The sequence below is a fragment of the Streptomyces violaceorubidus genome (assembly GCF_000717995.1).
Classification (GTDB): domain Bacteria; phylum Actinomycetota; class Actinomycetes; order Streptomycetales; family Streptomycetaceae; genus Streptomyces; species Streptomyces violaceorubidus.
Map to the genome: position 1 here is coordinate 13,574 of NZ_JODM01000040.1, position 14,884 is coordinate 28,457.

The 14,884-nt window shown below is 73.6% G+C and carries 13 protein-coding genes; 9 read left to right on the plus strand and 4 right to left on the minus strand.

Going from position 1 to position 14,884, the window contains the following annotated elements; all coding sequences use genetic code 11:
- Positions 1 to 960: 960 nt before the first annotated feature.
- Both IE94_RS0131190 and IE94_RS0131195 read left to right on the plus strand, forming a co-directional pair.
- Positions 961 to 3,639 carry a winged helix-turn-helix domain-containing protein gene (locus IE94_RS0131190; protein WP_030190988.1) on the plus strand — a complete coding sequence of 893 codons (2,679 nt, stop codon included), beginning with the start codon at positions 961 to 963 and terminating at the stop codon, positions 3,637 to 3,639.
- 157 nt (positions 3,640 to 3,796) lie between these two features.
- Positions 3,797 to 3,994: a hypothetical protein gene (locus IE94_RS0131195; RefSeq protein ID WP_030190990.1), complete on the plus strand. Its 198-nt coding sequence runs from the start codon at positions 3,797 to 3,799 to the stop codon at positions 3,992 to 3,994.
- Between the two features lie 225 nt (positions 3,995 to 4,219).
- On the opposite strand, the gene IE94_RS0131200 is transcribed toward IE94_RS0131195, so the two are convergent.
- Entirely contained in the window at positions 4,220 to 5,629 is a 1,410-nt protein-coding gene (locus tag IE94_RS0131200; RefSeq protein ID WP_030190993.1) for a DUF2252 domain-containing protein, read from the minus strand.
- A gap of 325 nt (positions 5,630 to 5,954) precedes the next feature.
- Here IE94_RS0131200 and IE94_RS0131205 point away from each other — a divergent pair, with 325 nt between their 5' ends.
- The 3 genes from IE94_RS0131205 to IE94_RS0131215 all read left to right on the plus strand — a co-directional run bounded on the left by IE94_RS0131205 (position 5,955) and on the right by IE94_RS0131215 (position 8,133).
- A complete protein-coding gene (locus IE94_RS0131205) occupies positions 5,955 to 6,410 on the plus strand; it encodes an SHOCT domain-containing protein (protein WP_030190995.1) in 456 nt (151 codons plus the stop codon).
- Between the two features lie 40 nt (positions 6,411 to 6,450).
- Entirely contained in the window at positions 6,451 to 6,894 is a 444-nt protein-coding gene (locus IE94_RS0131210) for a DUF7144 family membrane protein (RefSeq protein WP_030191008.1), read from the plus strand.
- Positions 6,895 to 7,131: 237 nt separating this feature from the next.
- Positions 7,132 to 8,133 (plus strand): DUF389 domain-containing protein, encoded by a 1,002-nt coding sequence (locus tag IE94_RS0131215; RefSeq protein WP_030191010.1) that lies wholly within the window; start codon positions 7,132 to 7,134, stop codon positions 8,131 to 8,133.
- 141 nt (positions 8,134 to 8,274) lie between these two features.
- Here the strand turns inward: IE94_RS0131215 and IE94_RS0131220 are convergent, their stop codons facing one another.
- Positions 8,275 to 9,915 (minus strand): hypothetical protein, encoded by a 1,641-nt coding sequence (locus IE94_RS0131220; protein ID WP_030191012.1) that lies wholly within the window; start codon positions 9,913 to 9,915, stop codon positions 8,275 to 8,277.
- A 65-nt stretch (positions 9,916 to 9,980) separates the two neighbouring features.
- Positions 9,981 to 10,544 carry a hypothetical protein gene (locus IE94_RS0131225; RefSeq protein WP_030191013.1) on the minus strand — a complete coding sequence of 188 codons (564 nt, stop codon included), beginning with the start codon at positions 10,542 to 10,544 and terminating at the stop codon, positions 9,981 to 9,983.
- A gap of 323 nt (positions 10,545 to 10,867) precedes the next feature.
- Here IE94_RS0131225 and IE94_RS0131230 point away from each other — a divergent pair, with 323 nt between their 5' ends.
- Positions 10,868 to 11,275 (plus strand): YciI family protein, encoded by a 408-nt coding sequence (locus tag IE94_RS0131230; RefSeq protein ID WP_030191015.1) that lies wholly within the window; start codon positions 10,868 to 10,870, stop codon positions 11,273 to 11,275.
- An 8-nt stretch (positions 11,276 to 11,283) separates the two neighbouring features.
- Complete coding sequence (locus IE94_RS0131235; RefSeq protein WP_030191017.1) at positions 11,284 to 12,426, plus strand: RNA polymerase sigma factor; 1,143 nt, start codon at positions 11,284 to 11,286, stop codon at positions 12,424 to 12,426.
- Here IE94_RS0131235 and IE94_RS0131240 read toward each other — a convergent pair.
- Positions 12,407 to 13,090 (minus strand): TetR/AcrR family transcriptional regulator, encoded by a 684-nt coding sequence (locus IE94_RS0131240; RefSeq protein ID WP_051777781.1) that lies wholly within the window; start codon positions 13,088 to 13,090, stop codon positions 12,407 to 12,409. The genes IE94_RS0131235 and IE94_RS0131240 overlap by 20 nt on opposite strands.
- 67 nt (positions 13,091 to 13,157) lie before the next feature.
- Between IE94_RS0131240 and IE94_RS0131245 the strand changes: the two genes are divergently transcribed.
- Positions 13,158 to 14,084, plus strand: a complete 927-nt coding sequence (locus IE94_RS0131245; protein WP_030191021.1) for a Vgb family protein — start codon at positions 13,158 to 13,160, stop codon at positions 14,082 to 14,084.
- The gene (locus tag IE94_RS0131250; RefSeq protein ID WP_030191023.1) at positions 14,081 to 14,764 is read left to right on the plus strand and encodes a DUF5701 family protein; all 684 of its coding nucleotides are present in this window, start codon (positions 14,081 to 14,083) and stop codon (positions 14,762 to 14,764) included. The genes IE94_RS0131245 and IE94_RS0131250 overlap by 4 nt, the downstream gene beginning before the upstream one ends.
- Positions 14,765 to 14,884: the final 120 nt, after the last annotated feature.

Here is a 14,884-nt window from a genome sequence, read left to right on the forward strand (position 1 = left end):
AGGATCACTCGTCCCAAAGCAGTTCCGGCCCAAGGCCGCTCCGCCAACCTCTACTCGAAGATCGGCTACCCATCAGTACGGAAATGCGGGAAGCAGCGTGCTCACTGCGAGGTCGTCTGTGCGTTCCGATCAACCGCTAGCCCGGCCTAGGGTTCGCGTATGGCCGACGACGCCCAGCCCTGCCCCGAGTGCAGCCAGCCCCTGAAGTCCGGCGGTCTCGTGCTGTCCAAGCGTGCCGACGACGGCCGGAGGGCCTGCCAGTCTCTCTGGCGGTGCGCCGATCGGCACAGCTGGTGGCGATGGGCGGATCGGCCAGAGGGGGCGCTGGAGGTCTGCCCAGTTCCGGAGCTGTTTCGCTGACATTCGACGCTGACATCGGCGAGGCCGGACGGCGGCATACGACAGCGCCCTGGAGGACGGCCGCCAGGTCAGGCGACGACGGCACCCGGGGCGAAGCAGGTGTCGCAGACTCGAAGCCTGCCGGGGGCACAGAGGAAGAGGCCGGTGGCGGAAGCTGGCAGCGCCGTCTTCGGCTGTTTCGGTTTGCTCGGCTTCGTTGAAGGCGTCGGCGGCTTCCTTCGGTGTCGCGGGCTTCTTGGCGGAGCCGCCGGTGTCGGTCTTGCCGGGCGGGGCCGGGGCGCGGCTCTGTCCGCGTGCCTGGTCGGTCGGCGGAGGCGATACTGGGAGCAGCTTCGGGACGACGCTTGCCGCGAGCTGGGCCACGGGACATCCTTCGGCCCGCTACCGCGGTGGTGCCGTCGCCGTCGGCGGAAGGGGCCGTCACGATGAGCCGCTGGATCGCCTGCTCGGGCACTGCCGTTTCCGTCGGCCGCCCCTCCCTGAGCTGTCCTCCGCCGTGGTTCGGCGGGGTCCGACGTGGCCCGAGGGGCTCCGGCGGCTGCGGAGACGCCTACTCCCCGTGTGCCTTCCGCGACGGTCCGGGTCCGCGGGGGTGAGGGCATGGGTACGGCAGAGGGCGGGGCCCGGACATCGGCCGCCGCGGGTACCGACCCGGTGGGCGATCCGTATCTGCGCACGCGGTTCGCCCTTCCCGCACGGCCCGCCACCTTCTTGCGGCGGCAGCGGCTCGTCGTGCATCTGAACGAGGCTCTGCGCACACCGCTGACCGTGGTCAACGGTGCGGCCGGGGCCGGGAAGACGTTGCTGGCGGCCGACTGGGCCGCAGGGCTGCGGCTACCGGTCGCCTGGCTCACCGTCGAGGCCGGGGATCAGCGTCCCGGGGTCTTCTGGGCCTACGTCTTCGAGTCCCTGCGCGTGTGCGAGGCACGGGCGGGCGGCGCCGCCGGGGCTCCCGCGGACTCGGGCGGCGTGGGGCGCGGGCTGCTGTCCTCGCTCGCCGCCGAACTGAACGCCCGCGACCGTCCCGTGGTGCTGGTGCTCGACGAGTGGGACCGGATGGTCCGCGCCGAGGTCCACGAGCAGGTGGAGTTCGTCCTGCACCATGCCGGGCAGGGACTGCGTCTCGTGCTGGTGACCCGGACCGAGCCGCTGCTCCCCCTGCACCGCTACCGGGCCGCCGACGAGCTGACCGAGATCCGCGGCGCCGAGCTGTCCTTCACCCCGGAGGAAGCCGGTGAGCTGCTGCGACTGCACGGGCTGCGCCTGCCCGAGCCCGCGACGGCGGCCCTGGTGGACCGCACCCGGGGCTGGGCCGCCGGGTTGCGGCTGTCCGCCCTGGCAGCCCGGGAGAGCACCGACCCCGAGCAGTACTTGAAGAGGTTCGAGGCGGACCACAGTACGGTCGCGGACTTCCTGCTGGGGGAGGTCCTGAAGGGGAGGACGGAGGCGGAACAGGACCTGCTGCTGCGCGTCAGCGTGCTGGACCGCTTCTGCCCGGACCTGGCCGACGCCCTCACGCTGCGGACCGACGCCGGGTCCCTCCTGGCCGGGCTGCACCGGGACAACGCGTTCATCGAGCGACTGGGGCACTCCTGGTACCGGCTGCACCCGCTCTTCCGGGAGATACTCCGGGCCCACCTGCGCGAACGCCTGCCCGGTGTGGAACCGGAGCTGCACCTGTGGGCCGCGCGTTGGCTGCGCCGTTCCGGCTTCCTCCCGGAGACACTCGCCCATGGTGCCGCGGGCGGCGACTTCGATCTGGCCGCCGGCGCGCTCGTGGACGACCTCGCGATCGGCCAGCTCTTCACGGGCCTGCGTTCGGAAGGGCTGGCCCAGCTCTTCACCGGCATGGGACCCGAGGCCTCAAGCCCGGCGAGCGAGCTCGTGCGGGCGGCCGGGGCGCTGGCCCGTCGGGATCTCCGCCACGGTCTGGACCGGCTGCGGCGGGCTCAGGATCAGCTGTCCGACGCCGAGGACTCCCCGGGGCTGGCGGCGGCCCGGCTGAGCTGCACGCTGCTGGAGGCGCTCGCCGCCCGGCTCACCGGATGTCCGCCGAGGGCCGAGCAGGCCGCCGCGACGGCCGAGGAACTGCGCCGGGACCTGCCGGACCACCTGCTGGAGGAGCATCCGGAACTGACCTGTCTGCTGATGACACATGTGGGTTCGGCTCTTCTGTGGGAGGGGCGCTTCGACGACGCGCGTGCCGTGCTGGCCCGTGCGGCCGAGGCCCGCGGCGGGTCCGCCACCGTCCTGCCCCGCGCGGAGTCGATGGGGCACCTGGCCCTGATCGACTACCTGAGCGGCTGGCTCGGCCAGGCGGAGCGCAGGGCTCTGGCCGCCGTGTGCGAGGCGGAGCGGGCGGGTCTGCCCGGGCCTCCCGGTGCGGGCCTCGGCCGGCTGGTGCTGGCCGCGGTGGCCGTGGACCGCCAGGAGCTGGACCGGGCCCGGGTCCTGCTCGACGAGACGGCCCTGCTCCCGGCGCGCGAGCACGATCCGGTGCCGACGGCGGGGCGGGCCCTTGCCCTCTCACGCCTGCTCCTCGACGACGGTGAGACGCATGCCGCCGCCGAGGCAGCGGGGGCGTTCGTGTCCGCGGCCGTGACCTCGCCCTGGGCGGAGAGTCACGCGGCAGTGGTCCGTTCCGCCGCCTGCCTCGCCGACGCACGACCCGACGAAGCCGTGCGGCTTCTCGACGGGGTCCCGGGCGATCAGCCGGTGTGCGCCGTGGAAGCGGCGGCGATCCAGGTCGCCGCGGGGCGGCCCCGTGCGGCGGCCGAACTGCTCGGCACCGTTCGAGCCGAGGGACGCACGGGTCCCGCGGTGAGCGTGGGGGCGGCGCTGGCGCGGGCTCGGACGGCTCAGGAGTCGGGAGACGCCGCCACCGCCCGCAGACTCGTCGCACGTGCTCTTCTCGACGCCCGGCGCGAGCGTCTGCGCCGCCCCTTCCTCCGGACGGGAGACTGGATCAAACCGCTGCTGGCCACGGCCTCACTGCACGAACTCGCCGAGGGCTGGCTCCTGCCCGGTCGGCCACGGGGGCCGGGCCGGCCGGCTCGGGCCGTACCCGATCAGGGTCCCCTGGTGCCGGTGGAGCTGAGCGCACGCGAGCGGGACGTCCTGCGGCGGCTGGCGCGCCTGATGACCACCGAGGAGATCGCTGCCGACCTGTACGTGTCGGTCAACACGGTCAAGACCCATCTCAAGAGCGCGTACCGGAAACTGGCGGTGAACCGGCGCAGCGACGCGGTGCACCGCGCGCGCGAACTCGGGCAGCTGTGAGAGGGCGTCGGGATCCGCGGCCGGAGTCACCTCTACCGGGTGAGGCCGCCGCGGGGTGACCGGGCGCACGATCGTCACAGAGGGCACCGTCCGCCCCGCAGCCCCGGGCCCGCAGCCCCGGGCGGTGTCCCGAGCCCGTCCGGTGGAAGGACCGCTCGTGCGCTACGAGATCCGAGTCGAGGGACACCTGTCGGAGACGCTGGCCAACGCGTTCCCGGAGCTGGAACACGTCATGATGTCCGGCCAGACCGTCCTGTTCGGAACGGTGATCGACGAGGCCCACCTGTACGGACTGCTCACTCGCTGCCAGTCCCTGGGCCTGCGCGTCCTGGAGATGCGGCAGGTTCCGGAGTGACGCCGCCCGCCGCCCGGACCGTGCCGACGGCTCGCGCGTCGCTCCCGGGCCTGCCTCACGGCCCGGCCCGCCTCACGGCCCGGCCCGCCTCACGGCCCGGCCCGCCTCACGACCGGGCCCGCCTCACGACCGGGCCCGCCTCACGACCGGGCCCGCCTCACGACCGAGGGCGCCTCACGACCGGGCCCGCCTCACGACCGAGGGCGCCTCACGACCGAGGGCGCCTCATGGCTGGGCGGCCGTGATCCGACCGGACCGGCAGGCCGCCCTCAGAGCTTCGTGGTCGCGTTCGTTCTGATCGGCGTAGGCGTGGGCGAACTCGGTGAGCGCGCGGTCGAAGCGGTCGCTGCCGCCCAGATAGGCGGCGAGCGCGATGGGGTCGCCCGAGCGGGCGTGGGCCCGCGCCAGGCAGGCGCCGCACAGCCGGGCGAAGAGGGAGAGCAGGTCGGGCCCCATGGTCTCCGGCCGCGCGATGCCCTTCCAGTCCCACAGCTGGCGCACGTAGAAGTCCCGGCCCTTTCCGTCGAGTCCGGTGACGTGGGTCCAGCCGAGGAAGATGTCGCTGGTGGTCTGGATCAGGCGTTGGCCGGTCACGACCCGGCGGCCCTGGTTGTCGTGGCGTTCGCCGCCCGTGTGGGGGGCCAGTACGGACTCCGAGGCTTCCTTGGCCTGGAGCAGCAGGGGGTCGTCGTCGTCCCTGCCGAGCAGGAGCAGTACCCAGCAGCGGGTGCCGACGCTGCCGACGCCGACCACCTTCCTGGCCATGTCCACGAGACGGTAGTGGCGCAGCAGGTGGCGCCTCTCGGGTGCCAGCGTCCGCGCGTAGCCCTTCACGACGGACCGCAGTTCCTCCTGCCGGCCTGCCTCGGACGGGTCGGTGAGCAGGTCGTCCAGCGGGGTGATCAGCGGCGGGTCGGGGGTGATGCGCCGGCCGGCGGCCGTGACGCGGGTGAGTTTCGCGAACGCCCTCAGGTGGGTGCGCGTGCGGGCTTTCGCGGCCGCGTCCCTGAGCCGGTGCTCGGCTTCTCCCGCGGCCCGGGTCGCCAGGAGTTGCCGTACGTGGTCCGCGTCGTCCTGGGCGTACCAGATGTCCAGGGTCGGCATGCCGGCGAACTCCCGCATGCGCTCCCGGTAGGCCCGCACGCAGGTCCGCACGGTGCGGCTCTGCTCCTTGGGCGCGAAGCCGTTCGCCCGGGCCGCGATCACGAAGCCGGCCGCCAGGCGTTTGACGTCCCACTCGAAGGGGCCGGGCAGGGTTTCGTCGAAGTCGTTGATGTCGAAGACCAGCCGGCGCTCCGGTGAGGCCAGGAGCCGGAAGTTCAGCGGGTGGGCGTCCCCGCACAGCTGCACCTGGAGTCCGCTGCCGGGCAGCGGCGCCAGGTCCGCCGCCATGAGCGCCGCCGCGCCGCGGTAGAAGCGGAACGGAGATTCCAGCATGCGACCGTAGCGGATCGGCACCAGGGCCGGAACGCGCTCACCGGACTGGCATTCCAGCAGGTCGATCGGGTCGCCCCGCCGTTGCCCCGTCTCGTACCAGCCGTGGCAGGAACGTGGGGCCCGTTTGCGGGCCTTCCTTCCGTACGCCGCCCGCTCCGCCGGCGGCAGGGGGGTGGGGAAGGCACTGGGTAGCGTCATGGTCCTGCCTCCGGTTCGTCCTCGGGACCGGCACCGAGGGGCGGCACGGCCGCGGTTCCCGGCGCTTTCGGGCCGGCCCGACCGGTATCGCGCCCGCCGGCACCGCACTCGCCGGCACCGCGCTCGCCGGCACCCGGGCGGCGGCACCCGGGCGGCGGCACCCGGGCGGCGGCACCGACAAGCGGATCGTTCCCGAACCCCACCCCACCGCCCCGACGTCGGAACGTAATCACCCGTGCCGGGTGATGCCACCCGGTGAGCCCGTGACCACCCTGAAATCAGTGGGGAAGGACGGCCGGGCCCACGCCCGGAACGGAGGAAGGACATGAGCGCACAGACCTATCTGGCGTACGACTACCCGCTGCTGGGTGCCTTCTGGACCATGCTGATCCTCTTCCTGTGGATCATGTGGTTCATCCTGCTCTTCCGCATCGTCGCCGACATCTTCCACGACGACGGGCTGAGCGGCTGGGGGAAGACCGGCTGGCTGGTGTTCTGCGTCGTCCTGCCGTTCCTGGGCGTGTTCGTCTACGTGATCGCCCGGGGCAAGAACATGGGGCGCCGGGAGACGAACCGGGCCCGGGCACAGCAGGAGGAGTTCAACGCCTACATCAGGAAGACCGCGGCCGGCGGGTCCGGCAGCGTCGACGAGCTGGCCCGGCTCTCCGAGATCCGGGACCGGGGCGCCATCACGGACGACGAGTTCCGCAGGGCGAAGGAGCTGGTCCTGTCCGGTCACGGCCCGGCCGAACGCCCGGGCACCGGCGGCTCCGACCGCTGACACACCCCGCACCCCCTCATCCCACGAAACGAGGTCCGAGATGACCGCGACACACACCCGCCCGGCCCACCCGGCAAGGCAGGAATGGGCGACCGGTCTGACCGCCTTCGCCGCCGTGATGCTCTTCCTCGCCGGCCTGCTCACCCTCTTCCGGGGCATCATGGCCATCGCCGAGGACGACGTCTTCGTCACCACACCCAACTACGTCTTCCAGTTCGACCTCACCGGCTGGGGCTGGGTCCACCTCGCGCTGGGCGCAGTCGCCATGGTCGTCAGCGTCGGGCTGCTCAAGGCGTCGCTGTGGGCGCGGGTCACCGGCGTGGCCATCGCCGGGCTGGTGATCATCGCCAACTTCCTCTCCCTGCCGTACTACCCCGTGTGGTCCGTCGTCATGATCACCATCTCGGGCTTCATCATCTGGGCCCTGTGCGTGTCGGGGCGCGGCGGCAACGCGTACGACCTGTCCGGGGAACGTCGGCGATAGGACCGAGTCGCGGGACGGCCGACAGGCTGGTTCACGCGTCGGGCGGAGCGCCCAGCGGGCGACGGGCGACGGGCGACGGGCGACGGGCGACGGGCGGGAGCGGCGATCACGGCGCCCCTCGCGCCCGCCTCGCCGTGCCGCTGCCGCTGCCGCTGCCGCTGCCGCTGCCGGGCGGCGTCGTGACGCCGGGTCGTGTTCCTGCCGGGTGCCGGCGGGCCCCCTCACGATACTGAGGGCATGCCCGGCCCTCTCCGTGCCCTGGTCCTGCCGGACCGGCAACGTCGCTCTCTGGACGACCTGCGGCAGGACCTCGACCTCTCGTACGGGGAGAGCCGGTCGAAGCAGTCGGCCTTCTGGACCATGCTCACGTTGGCCGCCGTCATCGCGGCGTGCGGGATCCTGACGGACTCCACGGCCACGGTCGTCGGAGCGATGATCATCGCCCCGCTCTCCACCCCGATCATGGGCATCGCCCTCGGTGCCGTACAGCGCCGCCGCAGCACCGCCGCCGCCTTCGTGGGCCTGGGGTGCCTGCTGGTGATGCTGATCGGGGCGGTGGCCTCGCTGGTGGTGCCGCAGTCCTACGACCTGCTGACCAACGGCCAGATCTCCGGCCGGACCTCCCCGGGGCTGCTCGACCTGGTCTCCGCCCTGGCCACGGGCTTCGCCGGTGCCGTGGCGCTGGCCCGCAAGGACGTCGCCGCCGTACTGCCGGGGGTGGCGATCGCGATCTCGCTCGTGCCGCCCCTCGTGGTCACCGGCGTCTGTGCCGGCCAGGCGGCGTGGTGGCCGGCGCTGGGTGCCCTGGTGCTCTTCCGGTCCAACCTCTTCGCCCTCGTCTTCGCCGGCATGGTCGTCTTCACCGTCCTCGCCTACGCGGGGGCCGCCGCCCGGCCCGTCCACCGCGGGCCCCGCCGCGCCCACGTCATGCTCGGGCTGCTCTTCACGGCCGTCCTGCTTCCCCTGGGCGCCCATACGGTCGCCACCGTGCTGCTCAACACCTGGACCCTCAGGGCCAAGAGCGCCGCCGAGCGGTGGCTGGCGCACAGTCCCGGCGCGGAGGTCACCAGCGTCGACGCGCAGTCCAGGACCCTGTACATCCACGTGCGCGGGCCCGGCGAACTGCCGCCGATCAAGGGCCTGCTGAACGAACTGGAGGGGGAGGTCCCCGACGGCGTCCCGATCGTGGTCGACGCCGTCCGCGGCCGGCAGATCACGGCCGGGAGCGTGGGCGGGTGACGTCTCCCGGGGGCGTGCCCGGGGCCGTGCCCGAGGCCGTGCCCGGGGCCGTGCCCGAGGCCGTCCCCGGGGCCGTCGTCAACGGGCGGCCGGCGGCCGGGGTGGCTCGGGGGCCTGCCCTCGGCAGGGCACGGGGCGCGGTCACTGGCGGCTGACCGCCCGGGATATCCCCGCGGTGACCGTCGTGGCCAGGATCCAGCCGGCGGCGATCAGGGCGTAGGACAGCCACTGGCCGGTGCCGCGTGGGGCGAAGGCGTTGTCCTGGCCGAAGGTGATGATCGGGACGAGGAGGTCGAGGGTGTAGAAGACGGCGTTGAAGGGTGGGGCTTTGCCGGGATCGAGGGGGGCGGGGGTGTGCAGGGCGAAGTACAGGGCCCCGCAGGCCAGGAGGGCCAGGAGCCACAGGCCGGCGCGGAGGGGCCGGTAGCCGTAGCCCACGGCGGCGTCCTGGACGTGGCCCCAGAGGCGGGTGTGCGCGGGGAGGGTGGCCCGGCGGGCTCTCTGCTTGGCCAGGAGGACCGTGCGGGCCTCGTCCTCGTGGCCGAGACGCCGGTAGGTGGCCGCCAGTTGCTCGTACGGCTGGGGGAGGTAGTCGCCGGTGGTGCGGCGGATCCAGCGGACGCGCTCCGCGGCGGGGAGCGGGAACGCCAGGGTGTCGTACGTCGCGTCGGCCAGACGGAGGTCGGTGGGCCAGGTGTCCTGGGCGTCGTGCAGCGTGCCCAGTCGGGCGTTGCGCGCGTCCACCACGCCGTCGATCGGCCGACGGGTGCGGAGGTCCGTTTCGCGGGCCTGGGTCGACCGTAGGGACAGGGCGGTGCCGTCCTGGTGGGTCAGTGCGGCGTCGCGGAGGCTCAGTTCCGTGCCGACGCGCGTGCCGTCGAGTTTCACCGCGCCGTCGACCGTGAGGCCGAGGCCCAGGTCGAAGTTGCGGCCGACCGTGACGTCCACCGCTTCCAGGGCGATGTCCCCCGGGTTGCTCAACCGGGCCCCGCAGAAGCCGATGGCCGCCGCGACGGTGGCGCCGGAGAGGATGATCCGGCCCTCGGCGCTGAACCCGGGGTGGAAGGTGAAGTCCTGTGCGATACGCACGTGGTAGGCGTCCAGGGCGTTCGCGCCGGGGGCGCGGAGTGCGGCGCTCTCCAGATCGAACTCGCCCTCTATGGACGCGCCGGAGAGGCGGAACGTCCCCTCGACGGCCAGGTTCGTGCACAGGGCGTCGCCGGCCACCCGGGCGTGGATGGCTGATACGGCCTCGCCCCCGGGGAAGCCGATCACCGTGTCGCGCAGGTCCAGGTCCCCGTGGATCTGCGTGCGGTTGAGGACCAGGGGGCCCGTCAAACGGCAGCGGGAGACGACCAGGCGTCCGTCGATCTGCGCCGTGTCGGCCACCAGTCCGGGCAGGGTGCAGTCCGTCATGACCAACTGGCGGGTCCTCGCGCCCTGCAACAGCGGTGCTTCGTCGAAGCGGCAGTCGGCCAGGAGGACCGGTACCGCGACCTCCGTGAAGCCGAGGTCCAGGCGGCCCGTGATGTGCGCCCCGGTCAGACGCAGCGCGGGGCGGTCACCGGGCGCGGGCTCGGCGTGGGCGCCCAGCAGCAGTGCCGCGACGGCGTCGGCTCGGACCACCGGGGCCGAGGGAGCTGGTGCGGCCAAGCCGGCCGGTGGGGCCGGTTGTGCAGGTGGGGCCGGATGGGCGGGCTCGGTGGATACGTCGACCCGGCGGCCTTGCGGGAAGGCGTCCCACAACCGGCGTTCGTGGACGTTGAGTTCGTTGAGGCGCACGAAGGATGATCTTCCCGGGGCGACCGTGTGCCGGACAACCCCGTTCCGACCACTCCGTCCGCCCCTCAGACCGGGCGGCGTGCCCCGCGGGTCAGGCGGAGGGCGGAGACCAGGAAGAAGACGCCGCCGAGGAAGGCGTAGCCCGCGAGGCTGCCCAGCGACGGGTCGTCGGCGCCGGCCTGCGTGACGAACGAGATGCCGGCGAGTGTCGAGACGGCGCCGCTGACGATCATCGGCCACTGCCCGCCCAGGTGACGGCGTACGGCGCCCGCGACGAGCTGGACGATCCCGGCGGTGACGGCCCAGGCGCCCCAGACGCGCAGGACGGCCGGGATTCCGGAGGTCGCGGCGAGGGCGAGGGCGAGGACCGTCAGGGAGCTGATCGCGATGTTGGCGTACAGGGGCGCGACCGGGCCGCCGTCCGCCCGCGCCGACCGGACGTCGACGACCGCGGCCACCACGTCGAACAGCGGGTAGACCAGCAGCAGGGTCGTGCTCAGCGGGCCCAGCGCGTCGGCGGTGGCGAAGAGCAGGGCGGCCCATACGGCGGCGAACGCGAAGCGGAGGAAGTACAGCTTCCGGAGGGTGACGGGGGCGCTGGCGGGCGGAGCGGCGACGACGGTGGCCACAGGAGTGCCTTTCGGTGAGGCGGAAGGTGGGAAGCGGGAGACGTGCGGCACGCAGCACGCGGCACGCGGCACGCGGCACGCAGCACGCGGCACGCGGCACGCGGCACGCGGCACGCGATGCGGTCTTGCATGAGCGCTGCGAGGCGGGAGGCGCGGAAGGGCTGCTGAGAGAGGTGTCGGCGGCGGCCCCGGAAGAGGGCTGAGGAGGAATTCCGGAAAGAGTTTCCGTCCGGCCCTCCCGCGGTGTCGAGAACCCGCGTCCGGCTCCGTCCCAGGGGTGAACGAGGCCACAATGGGCCGCACCAGCACCTAGGAGACGCATCATGGCCAAGTACCTGCTGCTCAAGCACTACCGAGGCGCCCCCGAGCCGGTCAACGCAGCGCCGATGGACCAGTGGACGCCGGAGGAGATCTCCGCCCACATGCAGTTCATGCAGGACTTCGCGGACCGGCTCGAGAAGACGGGTGAGTTCGTCGACGGGCAGGCGCTCGCCCCCGAGGGGACGTGGGTCAGGTACGACGGTGAGGGCAGACCGCCGGTCACCGACGGGCCGTTCGCCGAGACCAAGGACCTCATCGCCGGCTGGATGGTGATCGACGTCGACAGCTACGAGCGCGCCGTCGAGCTGGCCGGGGAGCTGTCCGCCGCCCCGGGCGCGGGCGGGAAGCCGATCCACGAGTGGCTGGAGCTGCGGCCGTTCATGGGCGTGCACCCGACCGTCACGGAGTGACGCCGCCGATGGACGAGGCCCTGATCAGGAGCCTCACGCCCGGCGTGCTGACCGCCCTCGTCCGTCGCGGAGCCGACTTCGCGGCGGCCGAGGACGCGGTCCAGGACGCGCTGGTGGAGGCGGTCCGCGGGTGGCCGGACGATCCGCCGCGGGACCCGAAGGGGTGGCTGGTCACCGTGGCCTGGCGGCGGTTCCTCGACGCGGCGCGCGCCGACACCGCCCGCCGTCGGCGCGAGGACCGCGTCGAGGAGGAGCCGGCGCCCGGTCCGGCGCCCGACGTGGACGACACGCTCCAGCTCTACTTCCTGTGCGCGCACCCCTCGCTGACGCCGTCCTCGGCCGTGGCGCTCACGCTGCGCGCCGTCGGCGGGCTGACCACCCGGCAGATCGCACGGGCCTACCTGGTGCCCGAGGCGACCATGGCGCAGCGGATCAGCCGGGCGAAGCGCACCGTCTCCGGCGTCCGGTTCGACCGGCCCGGGGACGTCGCCACCGTGCTGCGCGTCCTCTACCTCGTCTTCAACGAGGGCTATTCCAGCGACGTCGACCTCGCCGCCGAGGCCATCCGGCTCACCCGGCAGCTCGCGGCCTCGGTCGACCACCCGGAGGTGGCGGGGCTGCTGGCGCTGATGCTGCTCCACCACGCGCGGCGCGCCGCCCGTACCGCACCCGACGGCAGACTGGTGCCGCTGGCCGAGCAGGACCGCGGCCGGTGGGACACCGCGTCCATCGCCGAGGGGGTGAGGATTCTGCAGGCGGCGCTCGCCCGGGACCGGTTGGGCGAGTTCCAGGCGCAGGCCGCCGTCGCCGCCCTGCACGCCGACGCGCCCACCGCCGGGGAGACCGACTGGGTGCAGATCGTGGAGTGGTACGACGAGCTCGCGCGCCTGACCGACAGCCCCGTCGTCCGGCTCAACCGCGCGGTCGCCGTCGGGGAGGCCGACGGGCCGCGCGCCGGGCTGGCGGCGCTCGCCGCGCTGGACGACACGCTGCCCCGTCACACCGCGGTGGCGGCGTACCTGCACGAGCGCGACGGCGACCTGGACACGGCGGCGCGGCTGTACGCCGAGGCGGCCCACAAGGCGCCCGACCTCGCCGAACGCGACCACCTCACGCGCCAGGCCGCCCGCCTCAACTCGCGTCCCCGGTGACCGCCTGCGGACGGTCCGGACCGCGGCGCCCGTACTCCGCGAGCGCCGGGGTCAGCAGGTCGAAGGCGCGGGGTGCCTCCCGTGCCAGCACCTCGGCGACCTGCGCTTGGGTGCGCCCCGCCAGGGTCAGCTCCTGGATGCGGGTGAACAGGACGCGGTGGACGCCGCCCAGCAGGGTCGCGGCCGTGCGGGGGGTGATGTCGTCGGGCGGGGTGTCCGTCGACTCGGCCAGGGCCGCGGTCAGCGCCTCCTCCCGCCGGTCGTGGAGGCCGCGCAGGCACGAGGTGAGGGTGGGGCTGTCGGCGATCATGCGGGCGAAGGGCCGTCCGGCGAAGCCCGCGACGGGGTCGTGGGCCGCCACGGCCGCCAGGAAGGCGTGGCGCAGGGCCGTCAGGGGGGTCTCGCCCGGTCCGCGCGAGGTCACGATGGCGGCCAGGGCGGCGACGAACTCGTCCTGGTGGTCCAGGGCCAGGTCTTCCTTGTGCGGGAAGTAGTTCGTCACCGTCTTCTTGGCGACCCGGGCGGCGTCGGCGATCTCGGCGATCGTCGTGTGCTCGAAGCCGTGCTCGATGAAGAGCCTGGTGGCGTGGTCGGAGATCAGCTGCCGCGTCTCGCGCTTCTTGGTCTCGCGCAGGCCCAGCACCGGTGCGTCGTTCGGGTCCATGAGCGAATCTTACCCCGATGGTATTTTTATATTGACGGTCAGTAGCCTCTGAGTAAAATTACGCTCAATGAATGAATTCAGCGAAAGGTACGGCTCCGACTCCGTGCGCGAGTTCCCCGTGAGCGACGCGGACGCCGGTCCCTACGCGCTCGCCGAGGGACCGGACGGCGCCCTGTGGTTCACCCTCGTCCACCGGGGCGCCGTCGCCCGCAGGGACCCGGACGACGGGCGGGTCACCGTCCATCCGGTCGGCGAGGGGCCGACCGTCATCGCGTGCGGGCCCGACGGCGCCCTGTGGTTCACCGAGTACCGCACGCACCGCATCGGCCGGATCACCCCGGACGGCGACTACTCCTCCTTCGCGCCGCTCACGCCCGAGGGCGGACCGTTCGGGATCACCGTCGGACCGGACGGGGCCATGTGGTTCACGCTCTCCGCGGCCGACCGCGTCGGCCGTATCACCACGGACGGCGAGGTCACCGAGTACGCGGCGCCCGGCGCCTTCCCGTCCGCCGTCGCGGCCGGGCCGGACGGCGCCCTGTGGTGCACCCTCAACCAGGGCAACGCCCTCGGGCGGCTGACCACCGACGGCCACGGCACCGCGTACCCGCTGCCCACGGAGGGCGCCGCGCCCGTGGGCATCGCCGCGGGGCCGGACGGCGCCGTGTGGTTCACCGAGATCGGGGCCGGGCGGATCGGCCGGATCACCATGGCCGGCGACATCACCGAGCACCCGCTCCCCGACCCGGCGGCCCGCCCGCACGCGGTGACGGCGGGGCCCGACGGGGCGCTGTGGTTCACCGAGTGGGGCAGTGGCCGGGTCGGCCGGATCACCGTCGAGGGCCGCATCACCTCGTACGCCCTCTCCCGTACCGACAGCGAGCCGCACGGCATCGCCGCGCACGGCGGCGCCCTGTGGTGCGCCCTGGAAACCGGCTCGCTGGCCAGGATCGAGATCCCGCACGAGGTCCCACGAGAGGAAGTCCCCGCTTGACCGGCATGACGCACTCCCCCGCCTTCGACGCCGCCGCCGAGTTCGACCGGCAGGTCCGCACCCTGGTCGCGCTCGGGTACCCGGCGCTGTCCGGCCGCACCCCCGACGGGTTCGCCGAGCTGGTGGCGCCGCTGCGCGCCGAGGCCGTGGCCCGCACGGACTCGGCGGCGTACGCGGAGTACGACCCCGCCGCGACCGGACGCGTGCCCTTCGTCCTCGTCGTCGGACGCGAACTCGCCCCGATCGAGCGGACCCTGCCGCTGACCACGCTGCACGGCGGCCGGCTGCCCGGGTTCGTGGACCGCACCTTCGAACCCGGCTCCCTGGAACGGTTCGTCGCCACCGGACCGACCCGGCCGCCCGGCGCGGGCGGCGTCCACCTGCTGTTCGACGTCGAACGCGGGGAGGAGTTCTGCGGGGTCGTGCCGGGCGACGCGATGGCCACCGTCGCCGAGCGGGGCCGCACGCTCCTCACCATCGAGGAGGGGGTCGCCCTGTTGACCCTCGTCCCGGAGACCCTGGTCAAGAACAAGTGCTTCTCACTGGGCGGTTCGCGGTGCGGCGACCGCCGGGTGCCGGCACTGTGGATCAGCAAGCGCGCCCCGAAGCTCGGCTGGTGCTGGGAGGGCAACCCGCACACCTGGCTCGGCATGGCCTCGGCCGGCGCGCGCCACGCCTGAGCACCGCCACACCTGAGCACCGTCGGGCCCGGGCGCTCGGCGCCGGGGTCCCCTCCCCGGCGGCCCCAGCGGCGCGGCATCGCCGGGTCGCCGGGTCGCCGTGGCGAGCGGGGAGGAGCC